This window comes from Streptomyces sp. HP-A2021 (assembly GCF_022807935.1).
In the GTDB taxonomy this organism is placed as follows: Bacteria; Actinomycetota; Actinomycetes; order Streptomycetales; family Streptomycetaceae; genus Streptomyces; species Streptomyces afghaniensis.
Genome location: NZ_CP094344.1, coordinates 6,413,069 through 6,430,593 on the forward strand (window position 1 = coordinate 6,413,069; position 17,525 = coordinate 6,430,593).

Annotated in this window: 16 protein-coding genes; 9 read left to right on the top strand and 7 right to left on the bottom strand. The window is 72.3% G+C overall.

Annotated elements, in window-relative coordinates:
- Positions 1–24 precede the first annotated feature (24 nt).
- From MQE23_RS29040 to MQE23_RS29060, 5 genes are all read left to right on the top strand, one after another.
- Positions 25–1,359 carry a hypothetical protein gene (locus tag MQE23_RS29040; RefSeq protein ID WP_020274453.1) on the top strand — a complete coding sequence of 445 codons (1,335 nt, stop codon included), beginning with the start codon at positions 25–27 and terminating at the stop codon, positions 1,357–1,359.
- 146 nt (positions 1,360–1,505) lie between these two features.
- Positions 1,506–4,061 carry a serine/threonine-protein kinase gene (locus MQE23_RS29045; RefSeq protein ID WP_243382796.1) on the top strand — a complete coding sequence of 852 codons (2,556 nt, stop codon included), beginning with the start codon at positions 1,506–1,508 and terminating at the stop codon, positions 4,059–4,061.
- A gap of 3 nt (positions 4,062–4,064) precedes the next feature.
- Positions 4,065–5,438 carry a PP2C family serine/threonine-protein phosphatase gene (locus tag MQE23_RS29050; protein WP_243380693.1) on the top strand — a complete coding sequence of 458 codons (1,374 nt, stop codon included), beginning with the start codon at positions 4,065–4,067 and terminating at the stop codon, positions 5,436–5,438.
- Positions 5,439–5,538: 100 nt separating this feature from the next.
- Positions 5,539–6,885 (top strand): VWA domain-containing protein, encoded by a 1,347-nt coding sequence (locus MQE23_RS29055; protein WP_020274449.1) that lies wholly within the window; start codon positions 5,539–5,541, stop codon positions 6,883–6,885.
- A 32-nt stretch (positions 6,886–6,917) separates the two neighbouring features.
- Positions 6,918–8,381, top strand: coding sequence for an FHA domain-containing protein (locus tag MQE23_RS29060; protein ID WP_243380694.1), 1,464 nt, complete (start codon positions 6,918–6,920; stop codon positions 8,379–8,381).
- 19 nt (positions 8,382–8,400) lie between these two features.
- On the opposite strand, the gene MQE23_RS29065 is transcribed toward MQE23_RS29060, so the two are convergent.
- Positions 8,401–9,384, bottom strand: a complete 984-nt coding sequence (locus tag MQE23_RS29065) for a methyltransferase domain-containing protein (RefSeq protein ID WP_243380695.1) — start codon at positions 9,382–9,384, stop codon at positions 8,401–8,403.
- A 66-nt stretch (positions 9,385–9,450) separates the two neighbouring features.
- Here MQE23_RS29065 and MQE23_RS29070 point away from each other — a divergent pair, with 66 nt between their 5' ends.
- Positions 9,451–9,864, top strand: coding sequence for a globin (locus MQE23_RS29070; protein ID WP_020275394.1), 414 nt, complete (start codon positions 9,451–9,453; stop codon positions 9,862–9,864).
- A gap of 21 nt (positions 9,865–9,885) precedes the next feature.
- On the opposite strand, the gene MQE23_RS29075 is transcribed toward MQE23_RS29070, so the two are convergent.
- Genes MQE23_RS29075 through ettA form a run of 3 tightly spaced genes read right to left on the bottom strand, consistent with a single transcriptional unit; the run spans position 9,886 to position 12,631 of the window.
- Positions 9,886–10,554 (bottom strand): hypothetical protein, encoded by a 669-nt coding sequence (locus MQE23_RS29075; protein WP_020275395.1) that lies wholly within the window; start codon positions 10,552–10,554, stop codon positions 9,886–9,888.
- A complete protein-coding gene (locus tag MQE23_RS29080) occupies positions 10,551–10,964 on the bottom strand; it encodes a thioesterase family protein (protein WP_243380696.1) in 414 nt (137 codons plus the stop codon). Before MQE23_RS29080 ends, MQE23_RS29075 begins: the two co-directional genes overlap by 4 nt.
- Positions 10,965–10,966: 2 nt before the next feature.
- On the bottom strand, positions 10,967–12,631 hold the full coding sequence (gene ettA / locus MQE23_RS29085) for an energy-dependent translational throttle protein EttA (protein ID WP_037671811.1): 1,665 nt from the start codon (positions 12,629–12,631) through the stop codon (positions 10,967–10,969).
- A gap of 230 nt (positions 12,632–12,861) precedes the next feature.
- Here ettA and MQE23_RS29090 point away from each other — a divergent pair, with 230 nt between their 5' ends.
- From MQE23_RS29090 to MQE23_RS29100, 3 genes are all read left to right on the top strand, one after another.
- Positions 12,862–13,374 (top strand): HAD domain-containing protein, encoded by a 513-nt coding sequence (locus MQE23_RS29090; protein ID WP_243380697.1) that lies wholly within the window; start codon positions 12,862–12,864, stop codon positions 13,372–13,374.
- Between the two features lie 132 nt (positions 13,375–13,506).
- The gene (locus MQE23_RS29095; protein ID WP_279345163.1) at positions 13,507–13,902 is read left to right on the top strand and encodes a DUF6188 family protein; all 396 of its coding nucleotides are present in this window, start codon (positions 13,507–13,509) and stop codon (positions 13,900–13,902) included.
- 118 nt (positions 13,903–14,020) lie between these two features.
- Positions 14,021–14,662, top strand: coding sequence for a maleylpyruvate isomerase N-terminal domain-containing protein (locus tag MQE23_RS29100; RefSeq protein ID WP_243380699.1), 642 nt, complete (start codon positions 14,021–14,023; stop codon positions 14,660–14,662).
- A gap of 315 nt (positions 14,663–14,977) precedes the next feature.
- Here the strand turns inward: MQE23_RS29100 and MQE23_RS29105 are convergent, their stop codons facing one another.
- The 3 genes from MQE23_RS29105 to MQE23_RS29115 all read right to left on the bottom strand — a co-directional run bounded on the left by MQE23_RS29105 (position 14,978) and on the right by MQE23_RS29115 (position 17,522).
- The gene (locus MQE23_RS29105; RefSeq protein WP_029181646.1) at positions 14,978–15,199 is read right to left on the bottom strand and encodes a hypothetical protein; all 222 of its coding nucleotides are present in this window, start codon (positions 15,197–15,199) and stop codon (positions 14,978–14,980) included.
- 95 nt (positions 15,200–15,294) lie between these two features.
- Positions 15,295–16,266 (bottom strand): BadF/BadG/BcrA/BcrD ATPase family protein, encoded by a 972-nt coding sequence (locus MQE23_RS29110; protein ID WP_020275402.1) that lies wholly within the window; start codon positions 16,264–16,266, stop codon positions 15,295–15,297.
- The gene (locus MQE23_RS29115) at positions 16,257–17,522 is read right to left on the bottom strand and encodes a 6-phospho-beta-glucosidase (protein WP_243380700.1); all 1,266 of its coding nucleotides are present in this window, start codon (positions 17,520–17,522) and stop codon (positions 16,257–16,259) included. The genes MQE23_RS29110 and MQE23_RS29115 overlap by 10 nt, the downstream gene beginning before the upstream one ends.
- Positions 17,523–17,525 lie beyond the last annotated feature (3 nt).

The window sequence follows — 17,525 nt, forward strand, 5'->3', positions numbered from 1 at the left end:
CACAACCGCAGCGAGAGGTGATCGATGGGCGTCACGGGATCCACCGGGCCGGTGATGGACCGGGACGAGGTGGACCGTGCGCTGGCGCGGCTCGGCGCGGAGCACGAGGCGATCGAGACCTCGCTCCTCGCCCTCCAGGACCACGCGGGCCGCAGACTCCTGGAGGGCGCCGAGCTCACCGGCGTCACCCAGGAGCGCTGGACGTCCACGGAGGCGTCGATCACGTTGCTGTGGACGTACTTCGACGCGTACACGGACGCCCTGCGCACCGCCCGGGAGATCCGCTCCCGCCGCCGCTGGTCCAGCCGCGAGGACCTGGTGGAGCTGACGGAGCTGCTGAACGGCGAGTCGGTCACGGTCGCGGGCAGCGCCACGGCGACGGCCAACGCCCCGACCCTGCACGGCACGGGGAGCAAACTCAGCGAACGCTACTCGCTCGCCACCCTCGTCGACCGGATGAACGAGCTGTACGCGACGAGCCTGGACATGGTCGTCGCGGCCGACGCCGTCTGGTCGGCGCTGCCGGCCCGGATCGACCTGCTGGCGGCCGAGCTCCAGCGCACCCGCCGGCTGGCGCACTCGGTCGGGGTGCGCCCCGGCGAGCACCCGGCGGGCGACGACCTGGAGCGCATCACCCGCACGCTCACGAAGCTGCGCGAGCAGGTGGTGTCGGACCCGCTGGCGTTCTGGCTGGCCGCGGAGGGCAGTTCGGCTCCGGGCGGCGGCAGACCGGACACGACGGTGTACGACCGGGAGGCGCGCGCCCTGGAGGACGTACGCCGGGAGATCGACGCGGTTCTGACGGTGCGGCAGGACGCCGAGATGCGGATCGTCCGGCTGCGGGACGTCCTCAGCCGCGCGGACCGTACGCTCGCCGAGGCGCGCACCGCCCGCGGCGAGGTCCTCGCGAAGATCGCGGCGACGGAGGTGCCGGTCGTCAGCGGACCGCCGACCGCGTTGCAGGAGCAGCTGGCGGCGGCCGCGGAGTACCGCAGACAGGCCCAGTGGCACCGCCTGTCCCCGCTCCTGGAGTCGCTGGAGCAGAAGGCGGAGGACGAACTGCTGCGCGCCCGCGAGTCGTTGACCGCGGTCACGGCGCCCCTGGCGGTCCGCGCCGAACTGCGCGGCCGACTCGACGCGTACAAGGCGAAGGTCGCCCGGCACGGCTTCGCCGAGGACACGCTGCTGGTGGAGCGGTACGAGAAGGCCCGCCGCATGTTGTGGAGCGCCCCCTGCGACCTGCGCGCCGCCGAACAGGCCGTGCTGCGCTACCAGCAGGCAGCGGCGGAACTGCTCGGCGGCCCGCGGGTGCCGGACCAGGGCGTGCCGGAGGACGACCGGAGGGGGCCCGGCGCATGAGCGACAAGGGGGAGTCCGTGAGTCAGGCACCGAACCAGCCACCGAACGAACCGCCGAGCCAGTCACCGGGCCAGGCACCGGGCGGAACACGGGGCGAGCCGCAGCGCACCTGCCAGCGCCCCGCCTGCGGCGGCAGCTACGAGGACGTGGGCGGCGGCGAACTGTACTGCGACACCTGCGGCCTCGCCCCGGTCGTCGCCGCTGGGGGTCCCCCCTCTGAGGGAGGCATGGTCGGATCGCCCCCCACCGGCATCACCGCCGGCGGCAAGGGCGGCTCACACGGCTCGGGCGGCTCGGGGCGCAGCGGCAGCTCCCGCAGTTCCCGTACGTCGTCCCAGTCGTCGAAGTCCCGCCGCTCGGTGTCGGGACGCCTCTCGCGCTCCCTGTCGGGCAAGGCGACGGGCCGCTCGGTGTCGGTGCGCAGCTCCGGCTCGGCCGCCGGTTCCTCCTCCCGGGGCCGGCTGGGCGCCGGGCTGGTCCAGGTGCCGCCGATCCCGCGGCCCGACCCGCGCGAAATGGTCCTGGACAACCCGGAAGTGCCCGAGCGGAAGCGGTTCTGCTCGCGCTCCGACTGCGGCGCCCAGGTGGGCCGCGCCCGCGGCGACCGGCCGGGGCGTACGGAAGGCTTCTGCACCAAGTGCGGCCATCCGTACTCGTTCGTGCCGAAGCTGAAGGCCGGGGACGTCGTGCACGGCCAGTACGAGGTGGTCGGCTGCCTCGCGCACGGCGGCCTGGGCTGGGTCTACCTGGCCGTCGACCGGGCCGTCTCCGACCGCTGGGTGGTCCTCAAGGGCCTGCTGGACACCGGCGACCAGGACGCGATGGCCGCGGCGATCTCCGAGCGGCGCTTCCTCGCGGAGATCGAGCACGCCAACATCGTGCGGATCTACAACTTCGTCGAGCACCTGGACCAGCGCACGGGCTCCCTCGACGGCTACATCGTCATGGAGTACGTCGGCGGCAAGTCGCTGAAGGAGATCGCCAACGCCCGCCGCACCCCGCACGGCAGGCGCGACCCGCTGCCGGTGGAGCAGGCCTGCGCGTACGGGCTGGAGGCCCTGGAGGCGCTCGGCCATCTGCACAGCCGCAACCTGCTCTACTGCGACTTCAAGGTCGACAACGCGATCCAGACCGAGGACCAGCTCAAGCTGATCGACATGGGCGCGGTGCGCAGGATGGACGACGAGGAGTCGGCCATCTACGGCACGGTCGGGTACCAGGCGCCGGAGGTCGCCGAGGCCGGCCCGTCGGTGGCGAGCGACCTCTACACCGTCGCCCGCACCCTCGCCGTCCTGACCTTCGACTTCCAGGGGTACACGAACGTCTACGTCGACTCCCTGCCGGACCCGGACAACATCGAGGTGTTCCGGCAGTACGAGTCGTTCTACCGCCTCCTGGTCCGCGCCACGGACCCCGACCCGGCCCGCCGGTTCGCCTCCGCGCAGGAGATGACCGAGCAGCTGACGGGCGTCCTGCGGGAGGTCGTCTCCCTCCAGTCGGGCCGCGCCCGGCCCGCCCTCTCCACACTGTTCGGGCCCGAGCTGCGGGTCACGGACACTGAGTTGTTCCCGAAGCTGGACGGTGAGGTGTCCCGGCTCGGGGCGAGGGTGGTGCGCAAGCGGCGCAACTCCGCGACGGCGGCGGCGCTGCCCGCCGTCCCCTCCCAGCCCCACGCCGCCCGGCTCGCCGCCGGGCCCGGAGGAGCCGCGACAGGGCCGGGCCCCGGCGGCGCGCAGGGCCTCCCCGCCCCGCACAGCCTCGTCAAAGCCGTCGACACCCCCGCCGCCGCCCTCGCCCTGCCCGTCCCGCGCGTCGACCCGTCCGACCCCAACGCCGGTTTCCTGGCGGGCCTGATGACCTCCGCCCCGGCCGAACTGCTCGGCGCCCTCGCGGCCGCTCCGGCCCCGTCGATCGAGACGCAGCTGCGGCAGATCCGGGCCTGGCTGGAGACCGGCGATCCGGCCGCCGCGCTGGAGGCGCTGGCCAGACTGGAGGGGGAGCGGCCCGACGACTGGCGGGTGGTCTGGTACCGGGGCGTGGCCGCGCTGGTGACGGGCGACGACGAGGGCGCCGCACTCGCCTTCGACGCGATCTACGACGCCTTCCCCGGCGAGATCGCGCCCAAGCTGGCGCTGGGCCTGTGCGCGGAGGTACTGGGCCAGCTCGACAACGCCGCCGAGTACTACCGGCTGGTGTGGTCGACCGACCCGAGCTATGTGAGCGCCGCGTTCGGGCTGGCCCGCGTGCAGTTGGCGACGGGGGACCGGCGCAGCGCCGTACGGACGCTGGAGTCGGTCCCGGAGTCCTCCATCCACTACACGGCCGCGCGCGTGGCCGCCGTCCGGGCGCGGCTTCGGCAGCGCACGGCGACCGCGTCCGACGTACCGTTCCTGGCGGACCTCACGGCCGCAGCGGCGCAGGTCGAGGCCCTGGACGCCTACGGTCTGGATCCGGCGCGCCGCGAGCAGTTGTCGGCCGAAGTCCTCGGCTGCGCGCTGGACTGGGTACTCTCCGGGGGCCAGGGTTCCGCCCCTCCCGCCGCCGGAGGACGGACGCTGCTCGGCAGCGGCCTGGACGAGCGGGGCCTGCGTTTCGGCCTGGAGCGCTCGTACCGCACGCTGGCCCGGCTGGCGCGGGGCGGCGAGGAGAGGATCGACCTGGTGGAACGTGCCAATCGTTACCGCCCCCGGACGTGGGTGTAGTTGATGTCGCAGATGCCCCAGTTGTCCGCCTGCCCGAGTTGCGAGGAACCCCTCGAATCGGGTGACCGTTTCTGCGGCGCGTGCGGATACGACCTGTCCGCCGTGCCGGCACGGCCTCAGGACAACCCGACCATCACCATGAACGGCTCGGTGCCCGCGCAGGGCGTACCGGCCGGTGCGTATCCCGAGCCGCCGTCGGTGCCACCCGCCGGCGCGGCCTGGCCCGCCCCGGGACCGGACGCACCCCCGCCCCCCGGTGCCCCGCCGGCCGCGGGGGTCCGCTTCGACCATCCGCCCCAGGCCGAGGAGCACCCGGCCCCGCCCGGCGGCTTCGCGCCACAGCCCGCGGAATATCCGGCACAGTCCGAGACCTACCAGGCACAGCAGCCCGACGAGTACCTCCTCCAGGCACCGGACCCACGGGTGTCCGCCGACCCGGCGGCGCAGGCCGCGGGCGCCGGCGGCAAGGTCTGCGTGGCCTGCCGGGCCGGCCGCGTGGACGACGACGGCTACTGCGAGAACTGCGGCCACGCCCAGCCGCGCGAACGGGACCACATGGAGCAGGAGTCCGGCCCGGTGGCCGCGGTCAGCGACCGCGGCCTGCGCCACCACCGCAACGAGGACGCGTTCGCCATCGGCAGCACCGCGCTGCCGGACGGCTCACCCGCCTCCGTGGCGATCGTCTGCGACGGCGTCTCCTCGGCGACCCGCCCCGACGACGCCTCGATGGCGGCGTCGAAGGCGGCGAGCGAGGCACTGCTGGCCGCCCTGCCGCGCGGCACGCACCCGCAGCAGGCGATGCACGACGCGATCATCGCCGCCTCGCGCGCGGTCAACTCACTGGCCGCGGAACCCGCCACGGCCCGCGAGCACGCCCCGCACCAGAACGCCCCCGCGTGCACCATCGTCGGCGCCGTCGTCACATCCGGCCTGCTGATCGTCGGCTGGGTCGGCGACAGCCGCGCCTACTGGGTCCCGGTCGACCGGAGCGCACCCCCCGCCCGGCTCACCGAGGACGACTCGTGGGCGGCGCAGATGGTCGCCGCGGGCCTGATGAGCGAGGCCGAGGCCTACGCCGACGAGCGCGCCCACGCGATCACCGGCTGGCTCGGCGCGGACGCCTACGAACTGGAACCGCACACCGCCGCGTTCAAGCCCGACCGGCCCGGCGTGGTCGTGGTCTGCACGGACGGCCTGTGGAACTACGCGGAGGCGGCCGACGAGATGGCCAGGGTCGTCCCGCTCGACGCAGCCGCGCATCCGCTGCACAGCGCCCGGGTGCTCGTCGGCCACGCCCTGGACGGCGGGGGCCACGACAACGTAACAGTGGCCCTCGTGCCGTTCCCGGCCGTCTCCCAGGGGGCAGGATCGGCCTGAGGCCGCGTTACGGGGGCGGCTCAGCGGACCGGAGGGGACCGGTCCGCCTACCGTCATCACCCCGCTCCGGTGGGGGCTTTCGAGGGGGATCGAAGCAGGCATGGCCAATTTCTCGAAGTCGAACGTGCCCCAGTTCTCGGTGGACGTGTATCAGAACGAGTACCTGCCGGAGGGCGCCGGTGAGGTCAACGCCATCGTCACGGTGACGGCGACCGGCGGCGGCACGATCGGCAGCGCGGTCTCGGCACCCCACCTCTTCTCGCCCGGCCAGAGCCCGTCCGCCGCCGTGGCGATCATGGTCGACTGCTCCGGGTCGATGGACTACCCGGCGACCAAGATGCGCAACGCCCGCGACGCCACGGCCGCCGCGATCGACACCCTGCGCGACGGCGTGCACTTCGCCGTGATCGGCGGCACGCACGTGGCCAAGGAGGTCTACCCGGGCGGCGGGAACCTCGCGGTCGCCGACGCCACCACCCGCGAGCAGGCCAAACGGGCGCTGCGCTCGCTCAGCGCGGGCGGCGGCACGGCCATCGGCACCTGGCTGAAACTGGCCGACCGCCTGCTGTCCTCCGCGGACGTCGCCATCCGGCACGGCATCCTGCTCACCGACGGCCGCAACGAACACGAGTCGCCCCAGGACCTGAAGGCCGCGCTCGACGCGTGCGCGGGGCGCTTCACCTGTGACGCGCGCGGCGTGGGCACCGACTGGGAAGTGAAAGAAGTCACAGGGATCGCCTCCGCCCTGCTCGGCACCGCCGACATCGTCGCCGATCCGGCCGGGCTCGCCGCCGACTTCACGCAGATGATGGAGACGGCGATGGGCAAGGAGGTCGCGGACGTCTCCCTGCGGCTGTGGACCCCGGTCGACACCACTGTGAAGTTCGTCAAGCAGGTCGCGCCCACGGTCGAGGAACTGACCGGCCGGCGCACCGAGGCGGGCCCCCGGGCGGGCGACTACCCCCTGGGTTCCTGGGGTGACGAGTCCCGTGACTACCACGTCTGCGTCGAGGTCCCGGCCGCGAACATCGGGCAGGAGATGCTGGCGGCCCGGATCTCGCTGGTCATTCCGCAGCCCGACGGCACCGTCCAGAACCTCGGCGCGCAGGGCCTGGTCCGTGCCGTGTGGACGGACGACATGGTCGCCTCGACGTCGATCAACCCTCAGGTCGCCCACTACACCGGGCAGGCGGAACTGGCGCAAGTCATCCAACAAGGGCTGGATCTCCGTAAGTCGGGAGATATGGATGGAGCAACGGCCAAACTGGGCCGGGCTGTTCAGCTCGCGAGTGCCTCCGGGAACGCCGATACTGCGAAACTGCTTGCGAAGGTGGTGGACGTGGTCGATGCCGCGACCGGTACTGTGCGACTGAAGGCGAAGGTCGAAGAGGCCGACGAGATGACGCTCGAGACCCGGTCCACCAAGACCGTTCGCGTGAAGAAGTGACCTAGAAGAGATCGAAGGAGGGACGCGCCGACATGCCGACCTGCCCGAACGGACACCAGTCGGGTTCCGACGACTGGTGCGAGGTCTGCGGTCACCGCATGGCGGGTGCCGTGCCTCCGCCTCCTCCCCCGCCGCCCCCGCCCGGCGGCTACGGCTTCCCGCCCCCGGCCGGCCCCGGGGGCCCTGGCGGCCCTCCCGGCGGCCCCGGTGGCCCTCCCGGTGGGCGTCCTCCGCACCTGTCCGCCGTACCGAACGCCGAGCCGGAGCTCTGCCCGCAGTGCCGTACGCCCCGTGAGGGCGGCGCGCCGTTCTGCGAGGAGTGCCGGTGGAACTTCCTGACGAACACGGCGACTTCGTACACCCCCGCCGCACCGCCCCCGCCGCCGCCCGGCCCGGGCGTGCGCTTCCAGCCGCCGGGCCAGCCCGGTCAGTCCGGTCCTCCTGGCCCTCCCGGCCCGCCCGGTCCGTCGTACGGCGGCGGTGACTCGTACGAGTACCAGGGCTCCCGCCCGTCGCAGGTGAACCGCCCGGCCGAGCCGATCCCGCCGTTCGGCAGCGACCCCTCGGGCCACCCCGGCCCCGGCGGCCGTCCCGGTCCTGGTGGTCCCGGCGGTCCTCCTGGTCCGCCCGGATTCGGGGGCCCCGACCCCTCGCGGCCGGTCCCGCCTCCGCCCGGCCCCGGCGGTCCCGGCGGTCCCGGCGGTCCCGGCGGTCCCGGCGGTCCCGGCGGTCCTGGCGGCGCTCCGCAGGGCTTCCAGCAGTCCGCCCCGCCGGCTCCGCCCGGGTTCCCGCAGGAGACCCAGCGCCCGCAGCAGGGCGGCCAGTCCTTCGGCGGTGGCGGTGACGACTGGGTGATCTCCCCGCCGTCGTCCCCCGGCCCGGGCGGCGGCCCTGGCGGGCCCGGTGGCCCTGGCGGCCCCGGTGGCGGTCAGGGCGGTGGCTACGGCTATCCGCAGCCCGGTGCCACCCAGGCCCCGCCTGGCCCCCCTGGCGGTCCGAGCGGCGGCTACGGCTACCCGCAGCCCGGCGCGACCCAGGCCCCGCCCGGCCCCGGCGGCTTCCCGCAGCAGCCCCAGGCTCCGCAGGGACCCGCGACCTGGACCGCGACCATCGGCCCGGACCGTGACTACTTCATGGCGATGATGCAGCGCTCCGGCCCCGAGGCCGCGGGCCTGAACCTGCCCGCGTACTCGCCCGAGCAGCAGCGCACGCTCACCGGCAACCAGATCACGATCGGACGCCGCCGGCACTCCACCGGCGACACCCCCGACATCGATCTCTCCGTGCCGCCGGAGGACCCGGGCGTCTCGCACCAGCACGCGGTGCTGGTCCAGCAGCCCGACGGCACCTGGGCGGTCGTCGACCAGAACTCGACGAACGGCACGACGGTCAACGGCTCGGAGGACCCGATCCAGCCGTTCGTCCCCGTGCCCCTCCAGGACGGCGATCGGGTGCACGTGGGCGCCTGGACGACGATCACGATCCGCCGCGGCTGAGCCCCGGTCAGCAGCCTCGTCAGGGTGGGAGGGGCCAGGCGTACGGCCCCTCCGGGTCGTCCAGCCAGGCCCACTCCCGGTCCCCGCTGACCGTGATGCCGTAGCGCTCGCGTTGCGGCCTGCCCTCCTGCTGCCACAGTGAGTGCGCCTCCTGCGGGTCGAGGCTGCCGCGGGTCAGGGCCAGCAGGAAGCGGAACAGGTCGTCCTCCCTGGCCCGGCGCGGTACGCCGCCCAGTTGGAGCGGCTCGCCCCCGGGCCGGCTCCCGCCGCGCAGCGGCACGAAGTAGGCGGGCGTGTGCAGGAAGTGCCCCTCGGCGTGGCCGGCGTCGGCCACGGTGAGCACCACCAGGCCGGTGGCGAGCGGCATCAGGATCCGGCCACCGGGGCGGCTCTGGGCGAGCCAGGCGCGCGGCACGGTGCTCAGCGCGCAGGTGGCGATGATCCGGTCGAACGGCGCGCGTTCGGGCACGCCCCGGGCGCCGTCGCCGGTGACGACGACCGGCTGGTACCCGGCCGCGGCCAGGTGCCGGCGGGCCGACTCGGTGATCTCGGGGTCGAGATCGACGGTGGTGACGCGGTCGTCGCCCAGCCGGTGGGCGAGCAGCGCGGCGTTGTAGCCGGTGCCGGCGCCGATCTCCAGGACCGTGTTCCCGTCCTCGACGCGCAGCGCGGCCAGCATGTCCGCCATCAGGGACGGCTGGCTGCTGGAGGAGAGCAGTTCGCCGTCGCGCAGCCGGGTCGCCAGCGGGGTGTCCTCGTAGGCGCCCCGTATCCACCGCTCACGCGCCTGCGGGTCGGGGCTCTCGCCCCACCGGCGTTCGTAGCCGCCGGCGACGCCGACGTAGTAGTACGGCACGAAGAGGTGGCGCGGAACCGCCGCGAACGCCTCCCGCCACACCGGGTCGGCGGCCCAGGCCCCGCCCGCGTCGATCCGGCGCACCAGTGCCGCCCGCGCGGAGGCGGCGAGATCGTCCTGTTCCCTGTCGGGTGCATGCCCGCCCATACCCCCACAGTAAGGGCACAGGGGCAGGTCCTAGGCCTTGAGTCCTATGCCCCCGTGTCTGAGAGCATGGAGGGCGTGAGAGAGATTCGGCGCGGCACGCTTCAGGAGCAGACCTTCTACGAGCAGGTCGGCGGGGAGGAGACCTTCCGTCGGCTCGTCCACCGTTTCTACGAGGGAGTCGCCGAGGACCCACTGCTGCGGCCCATGTACCCCGAGGAGGACCTGGGCCCTGCCGAGGAGCGCCTCACGCTCTTCCTCATCCAGTACTGGGGCGGCCCCACGACGTACAGCGACAACCGCGGCCACCCGCGCCTGCGGATGCGGCACGCGCCCTTCACGGTCGACCGTGCGGCGCACGACGCCTGGCTGAAGCACATGCGGGTCGCCGTCGAGGAACTCGGGCTCTCCGAGGAGCACGAGCAGACGTTGTGGAACTACCTGACGTACGCGGCGGCGTCGATGGTGAACGCCCCGGGCTGACACACAGGGGCGTGGTGACGGTCAGCGGACGCTGACGTCCAGCGCCCCGAGCCCGGCCTGCCGTACGGCGACCGAACCGTAGGGCGTGCGCAGCCTGAGCCACGCGCCCGACGCGAACAGCGCCGGCGGCACCCCGGGTCGCAGGAAGCCGAGCGACTGCGCCGCGTGCACGGCCCGGACCGGGAGCCGGGTGTCGCCGACCGTACGGGACCAGATGTCCCGCCCGATCCGGTCCAGCTCGGCCCTTGTACGCCGCTCGTCCGGCAACTCCTGCGTACGGGACCGGAACTCGGCGACGGCGGCGGCCACGAGGGACCGCAGCGCCTCGGGTGCCGGCAGCCCCGGCTCGGGCCGCCAGCCGCCGCGCGGCGGCAGCACGCCCGCCCAGGGCGGCCCGGTCACCGAGCCCGGCACGACGGCCGTGGCGCCCTGCTCGTCCACCGACTCCAGCAGCTCACCGGCGGACACGGTCACGTCCAGCGTGACGTCGAGCCCGTCCTCGTACGGCTTCGCCAGCCGTACCGCGCGTACGGCCAGCACCTCGAAGGACGGCGGCCGGCCGAACACGGCGAGCGCGGTGCCGGCCGCCTGGAGGCGCACCGCGGCCCCGCGGTCGTAGTGGAGCAGCCGGGAGAGGAAGGCCGCGAGGTCCGCCGCCTCCCCCTCGTCGGCGAGGTGGAGCACCGTCATGCGGCGACGGCCTCCTCCTCGTCGTCGTCCGTGTACTCCCGGAGGAACTCGCGTTCCTCCGAGGTGAGGCGGCGCGGGCGCTGTGCCTCGAAGTCGAACGGCACGATCACCGTCGAGGCCCGGACGTAGACCACGTCGTCGTCCTTCACCTCGTAGGTGAGGGTGAAGGACGCCGCCCTGATCTCCGTGACCCACAGCTCGATGTCCACCGGGTGGTGCCGGTGGACCAGCTGCCGCTTGTAGTCGATCTCATGGCGTGCCACCACGGACCCCTGCTTGAAGTCCTTCTCCGGGCGGAACAGGAAGTCGATACGGGCCTCCTCCAGGTAGCGGAGGAACACCACGTTGTTGACGTGGCCGTACGCGTCCATGTCCGCCCAGCGCAGCGGGCAGCGGTAGATGTGCCGCAAGATCAGCCCCGGGTCAGCTTCTTGTAGGTGGCGCGGTGCGGACGCGCGGCGTCCGGGCCGAGCCGCTCGATCTTGTTCTTCTCGTACGACTCGAAGTTGCCCTCGAACCAGAACCACTTGGACTCGCCCTCGTAGGCGAGGATGTGCGTGGCGACCCGGTCCAGGAACCACCGGTCGTGGGAGACGACCACGGCCGCACCCGGGAACTCCAGCAGCGCGTTCTCCAGGCTGCTCAGGGTCTCGACGTCGAGGTCGTTCGTCGGCTCGTCGAGGAGCAGCAGGTTGCCGCCCTGCTTGAGGGTGAGCGCGAGGTTCAGGCGGTTGCGCTCACCGCCGGAGAGCACACCGGCCGGCTTCTGCTGGTCCGGGCCCTTGAACCCGAAGGCGGAGACGTACGCGCGCGACGGCATCTCGACCTGGCCCACATTGATGTAGTCCAGCTCGTCGCTGACGACGGCCCACAGGGTCTTCTTGGGGTCGATGTTCTCGCGGCTCTGGTCGACGTACGAGATCTTGACGGTGTCGCCGACCTTGATCTCGCCCGAGTCGGGCTGCTCGATGCCCTGGATCATCTTGAACAGGGTCGTCTTGCCGGCGCCGTTCGGGCCGATGATGCCGACGATCCCGTTCCGCGGCAGGGTGAAGCTGAGGTCGTCGATGAGGACCTTCTCACCGAAGGCCTTGCTGAGGTTGTTGACCTCGACGACGACGTTGCCCAGGCGCGGGCCCGGCGGGATCTGGATCTCCTCGAAGTCCAGCTTCCGCATCTTGTCGGCCTCGGCGGCCATCTCCTCGTAGCGGGCGAGGCGCGCCTTGGACTTGGCCTGCCGCCCCTTGGCGTTCGACCGCACCCACTCGAGCTCTTCCTTGAGGCGCTTCTGCCGCTTGGCGTCCTTCTGGCCCTCGACCTTGAGGCGGGCGGCCTTGGTCTCCAGGTACTTCGAGTAGTTGCCCTCGTAGGGGTAGAGGCGGCCGCGGTCGACCTCGCAGATCCACTGGGCGACGTTGTCGAGGAAGTACCGGTCGTGGGTGACCGCCACGACGGTGCCCGGGTACTTGGCCAGGTGCTGCTCCAGCCAGTTCACGGACTCGGCGTCGAGGTGGTTGGTGGGCTCGTCGAGCAGCAGCAGGTCGGGCTGCTCCAGCAGCAGCTTGCACAGCGCGACGCGGCGGCGCTCACCGCCGGACAGGTTGGTGACGGGCCAGTCGCCGGCCGGGCAGCCCAGGGCGTCCATGGCCTGCTCGAGCTGGGCGTCGAGGTCCCAGGCGTTGGCGTGGTCGAGCTGCTCCTGGAGCTTGCCCATCTCGTCCATGAGCTCGTCGGTGTAGTCGGTCGCCATCTGCTCGGCGATCTCGTTGAACCGGTCGAGCTTGCCCTTGATCTCGGCGACACCCTCCTGGACGTTCTCCAGGACGGTCTTGTCCTCGGTCAGCGGGGGCTCCTGGAGCAGGATGCCGACCGTGTAACCGGGGGTGAGGAAGGCGTCACCGTTGGACGGCTGCTCGATGCCGGCCATGATCTTCAGGATCGTCGACTTGCCGGCGCCGTTCGGGCCGACGACGCCGATCTTCGCTCCCGGGAGGAAGCTGGTCGTCACGTCGTCGAGGATCACCTTGTCGCCGTGCGCCTTACGCGCCTTGCGCATGGTGTAAATGAACTCAGCCAAGAGAAACCGTCCGGCAGCTTGAATACGGCAGTGGGCAGATACACCCCATCTTGCCGTACCGCCACCCCTGGGTGGAAACGCGTATGGCCGGGGGGCTCTGACCTGGGGCTTCGGGGGTGGTGGCTGAGACTCGCCGGTCACTGCCGGTGGCCGTTGGCCGCCCTCGCGCGGCCCAGGGGCGGCCCAGGCCGACGGGGCACTCCTCCACCGCGCCGGGCTATCGTGCCGCCGTGACCAGCGCAGCGAAGCGCCCCTTGCTCTTCCTCGACGTCGATGGCCCACTCATCCCGTTCGGGTCGTCGTCCGGTCACGCACGGGTCCCTGGGGCCGACGCCTCGACGCCTGTCGACAAGGGGAATCCACTGCTGACGCGGCTTGACCCCACGATCGGGGCGCGCCTCATGGCCTTGGGCTGCCCTCTCGTATGGGCCTCGACCTGGATGGAGGAGGCGAACGAGGTCGTCGCCCCGCGCATCGGGCTACCACGGCTACCCGTGGTGGAGTGGCCGGATGTCGGTGCCGGCGAAGGCCCGCGGGGCCTGCACTGGAAGACCCGCCCCCTTGTTGAGTGGGCCGACGGCCGGCCGTTCATCTGGGTCGACGACGAGATCAGCGGCATGGATCGTCAGTGGGTCGCTGCCGGCCACCCCGGGCCGTCACTTCTCCACCGCGTCGACCCCGTCAAGGGCCTCACCGACGCCGACTTCTCAATGCTCGCCACTTGGCTCTGCACAGCTCTGTAGGGCCGAGACGCGAGCGCCGGGTGGTCGCACCTACGGCGCGGTGGCCGTGAGGGCACGCCGCTGGGATTTGGGCTGCGTCAGCGGACGTCGAGTCATAGGTTGGCGGCGTGCTGAGGACATGGGGGAGGCAGGGTGAAGGTTCCTACGGCGTTGATCGGTGCTCGGGTGGACAGCACCGCATTTGATCTGCAGGTTCGGCTGAGTTTCGGTGCCTTGGACCCGGACGAGGGGTACCGGCTGGGTGCCGAGTTGGTGTTGGATACGCCGTTTCTGTTCCGGGACGCTGCCGGTGAGTGGCACGAGCTGGACCCCGGCACCGGTGTGAGTCTCGCCCCCGTTCTGGCGCTCTTCGGGCAGACCGTGGTTACGGTCGATGTCCGCGACCGCGGTGTGCTGGTCATCGACTTTGAAGACGGTGCGGGGCTATGGGTGGGCCCGGACCCGCGGTTCGTGTCCTGGCGTCTGATCGGGCACGGAGTCGAGCCGATCACGGTCGGGCCCGGGGGCGAGGAGAACTGGGAGCGCTGACCACCACGCAGCGCTGGTTACCCGCCGCGGTCGGCGGAGTCTTGATGGTCTTCGAGGCCGTCGGTCCATGGCGTGGACATACCAGCCGTGGTGATCTTGCTTTTGGGACGATGCCCGCATGACAGATGAGATACGGAACGTGTATCTGCATGCGGCCGAGCGGGCCGTGGAGCTGCTGGGCACCGAGCAGGTGGCCCGCTGCTGGAAGGACGAGTCCGTGCTCGCCGGGATGTCGGTGGGCGGCCTGGCCGGTCACCTAGCTCGGAGCGTCCTGCAGGTGGAGTGGTTCCTCGACGGCAAGGTGCTCGGCGCCGAACCGGTGTCGCCGGTGCGGTACTACGCGCGACTCGTCGGCACGTCAAAGCCGGAATCGGCACTGAATGTCGGGGTGCGTGCCCGCAGCGAGGAGACAGCCGCGGCCGGACCCGATGCCGTCGCCGAGCAGGCACGGGTGGCGTGGGAGCGACTGACGCGACGGCTGAGCACGGAGCCGGCCGACCGACGGGTGGAGGTCCTCCACCGGCCGGGAGAAGAGATGCTGCTCGACGGCTACCTGCAGACCCGCTGTGTCGAGCTGGCGGTGCACATCGAAGACCTCGCGCTCAGCGTGGGCAGTGATCGCCGGGCGCCCGGCGACGCACTCGCCGTAGCGGTGGACGTCCTCGTCGCAGCCGCCCGGGACCGGCACGGGGATCAGGCCGTGCTGCATGCGCTGGCCAGGCGAGAGCGGGATGTCGACCAGGCTCTGCGCGTGCTGTAGCTCGGAAACACGGCAGCGTGTTCCACGGCCCCTCATCGGCAACGAAACCGCTGGTGAGGGGCGCCTTCATGCCCTCGCGTGACAGGTTTGGTGTCAGTGCCGGTCGCCGTTGAGGGGTTCCGGTGCTGTCGCGCCGTCGTCCTCTCCGAAGTCCGGGGCCTGGAAGGGGTTCGTGGTGGGAGGAGGCGAGGCCGTGGCCGTGCCGTGGGGTGCCCCTTCCGGGGCGGAGAAGAGCGAGGTCAGATCGATGGGAGGTCTCCTTCTGGTGCCAAGCCCCGGGAGGGACCTGGTGTGCCGTGACCGGGCACAGCGGTGTCAGAGCTTGGTCATCTTGGCGTACGGGCTCAGGATCCGGTGCTGGGCGGAGCCGAAATCCACGAGGACCGCGATTCCGTCCTCGATGCCGATGACCCGGCCGAGGCCGTACATGTCGTGTGTGACCTGGTCGCCCACAGCGAAGTGCTTGGGAGCTGGAATGACCGGGGCCCTGAAGGGGCTGGTGGGCAGATGGCGCTTCGGTGCAGCAGGCTTTGTCATTGCCCCTAGTATGCGCCCTCGCGTGTTCGGGCGTCTTCGTCTGTCCATCTCCGTTGTCCCGCAGGGCCCCGGCCGGTCTCGCGGCCGGGCCTCTCTCACGCCCTGAAGTGCGCCCGCAACCGCTCCTGCGCCCCCTCCCCGGCTCCCACCTCGTCCAGCCCCAGCAGCGCCGCCCCCAGGACAGGGCCGGCCGTGACCACCTGCGGGATCGCCTTGGGCGCCCGGTCGGACAGCACGTCGGCGATCCTGCCGTTCAGCTGCGCGTGCTGGGCGGCCAGGACCCCGCCGCCCAGGAGGACGGGCGTCGGCTCGTCCAGCAGGTCCAGGCGGGTCAGGGCCACCACGGCCATCGCGACCACCTCGTCCGCCTGCCGCTCGACGATCGTGCGGGCGACCGGGTCGCCGTCCGCCGCCGTCGCGAAGAGCACCGGCGTCAGTTCGTGGCGACGGGATTGTTCTACGTCGCCCAGGTGCAGCGCCTCGATGAGGGCGTACATGGACGGCAGGCCGAAGTGGGCGGGGAGGGTGCGGGCCAGGGCTGTGGGGCGCCCGCGGCCGTCCTCCGCGCGGGCCGCGTGCCACAGGGCCTCCTCCGACAGGCCCCAGCCGCCGCCCCAGTCGCCCGAGACCCTGCCGAGTGCCGGGAAGCGGGCCGTGCGGCCGTCGGGGCGCATGCCGACGCAGTTGATGCCCGCGCCGCAGACGACCGCGACACCCCGGGGTTCCGTCACACCGGCCCGGAGGATGGCGAAGGTGTCGTTCCGGACCGTCACCGTCGCGCCCCAGCCGCGAGCGCGCAGCGCGGCCGCCAACCGGTCCTCCTCGACCGGGAAGTCGGCGTTGGCGAGGCACGCCGAGACGTGGTCGACCGCGGTGAGTCCGGCGGTGGACAGGGCCTGGGTGACCGTGTGGGTGAGAGTGGTCATCGCCGTGTCCAGGCCGACCGCGGGCGGGCGGAAGCCGCCGCCGCGTGCCGTGGCCAGGACCTCTCCGTCCGCCGTCACGATCGCGACGTCCGTCTTGCTGTTGCCGGCGTCGATGGCGAGGACACGTGCGGTCAGGCCCACGCGAGGTGCTCCCGGTTGTGTGCGACGAGTCGGTCGGTGAGCGCCTCGGCGTATTCGTACTGGCCGATGAGGGGGTGCGAGAGGAGGGCCCGGAAGACGCGGGTCCGGCCGCCGTGCAGAGCCGCCTGAAGGGCCAGGTCCTCGTACGTCGTCACGTTGGCCATCAGGCCCGCGTAGAGGGGGTCGACGGAGGGGACCGGGAGGGGAGTGGCTCCCTGCGGGCCCACCGCCGCCTGTACCTCGATCACCGCGTCGTCGGGGAGGAACGGCAGCGTGCCCCGGTTGTACGTGTTCACCACCTGGTACGGGGTACCGCCGCCACCCAGCAGGGCCGCCGCCAGGTCCACCGCCGCCTCCGAGTAGTACGCGCCGCCCCGCTTGGCGAGCAGGGCCGGCTTCTCGTCCAGGGACGGGTCGGCGTACAGGGTGAGCAGTTCGCCTTCCATGGCGGCCACTTCGGCTGCGCGGGAGGGCTTCGTCCCGAGTTCTCGTACGACTTCGTCGTGCGCGTAGTAGTAGCGCAGGTAGTAGGAGGGGACCGCGCCCAGGCGGTCGAAGAGGGGGCGGGGGAGGCGCAGGTCCGCCGCGATCGTGTCGCCGTGGTCGGTGAGCAGCTTCGGCAGGACGTCCTCGCCTTCCGGGCCGCCGAGGCGTACTCCCGTCTCCCAGGTGAGATGGTTGAGGCCCACGTGGTCCAGGTGGACCTCCGGGGGCTCGACGCCCAGCAGGCCCGCGAACTTGCGCTGCAGGCCGATCGCCACGTTGCACAGGCCCACCGCCTTGTGGCCGGCCTGGAGCAGGGCGCGGGTCACGATGCCGACCGGGTTGGTGAAGTCGATGATCCAGGCGTGCGGGTTCGTGCGGCGTACCCGGTCCGCGATGTCCAGGACGACCGGGACCGTGCGCAGGGCCTTCGCGAGGCCGCCGGCGCCGGTGGTCTCCTGGCCCACGCAGCCGCATTCCAGGGGCCAGGTCTCGTCCTGCTCGCGGGCCGCCTGGCCGCCGACCCGGAGTTGCAGGAGGACCGCGTCCGCGCCGTCCACCGCCCGGTCGAGGTCGGTCGTGGTGGTGATGCGGCCGGGATGGTCCTGGCGGGCGAAGATGCGGCGGGCGAGGCCGCCGACCAGGTCAAGGCGGTCCTGCGCGGGGTCCATCAGGACCAGTTCCTCGACGGGCAGAGTGTCCCTCAGGCGGACGAAGCCGTCCACGAGTTCGGGGGTGTAGGTCGAGCCTCCGCCGACCACGGTGAGTTTCATGTG

Bases quoted from the DNA above. Each gene is read 5' to 3' on its own strand.
- MQE23_RS29040 (WP_020274453.1), top strand. From the start codon at position 25: ATGGGCGTCACGGGATCCACCGGGCCGGTGATGGACCGGGACGAGGTG.
- MQE23_RS29050 (WP_243380693.1), top strand. From the start codon at position 4,065: ATGTCGCAGATGCCCCAGTTGTCCGCCTGCCCGAGTTGCGAGGAACCC.
- MQE23_RS29055 (WP_020274449.1), top strand. From the start codon at position 5,539: ATGGCCAATTTCTCGAAGTCGAACGTGCCCCAGTTCTCGGTGGACGTG.
- MQE23_RS29060 (WP_243380694.1), top strand. From the start codon at position 6,918: ATGCCGACCTGCCCGAACGGACACCAGTCGGGTTCCGACGACTGGTGC.
- MQE23_RS29065 (WP_243380695.1), bottom strand. From the start codon at position 9,384: ATGGGCGGGCATGCACCCGACAGGGAACAGGACGATCTCGCCGCCTCC.
- MQE23_RS29070 (WP_020275394.1), top strand. From the start codon at position 9,451: ATGGAGGGCGTGAGAGAGATTCGGCGCGGCACGCTTCAGGAGCAGACC.
- MQE23_RS29075 (WP_020275395.1), bottom strand. From the start codon at position 10,554: ATGACGGTGCTCCACCTCGCCGACGAGGGGGAGGCGGCGGACCTCGCG.
- MQE23_RS29100 (WP_243380699.1), top strand. From the start codon at position 14,021: ATGACAGATGAGATACGGAACGTGTATCTGCATGCGGCCGAGCGGGCC.
- MQE23_RS29105 (WP_029181646.1), bottom strand. From the start codon at position 15,199: ATGACAAAGCCTGCTGCACCGAAGCGCCATCTGCCCACCAGCCCCTTC.
- MQE23_RS29115 (WP_243380700.1), bottom strand. From the start codon at position 17,522: ATGAAACTCACCGTGGTCGGCGGAGGCTCGACCTACACCCCCGAACTC.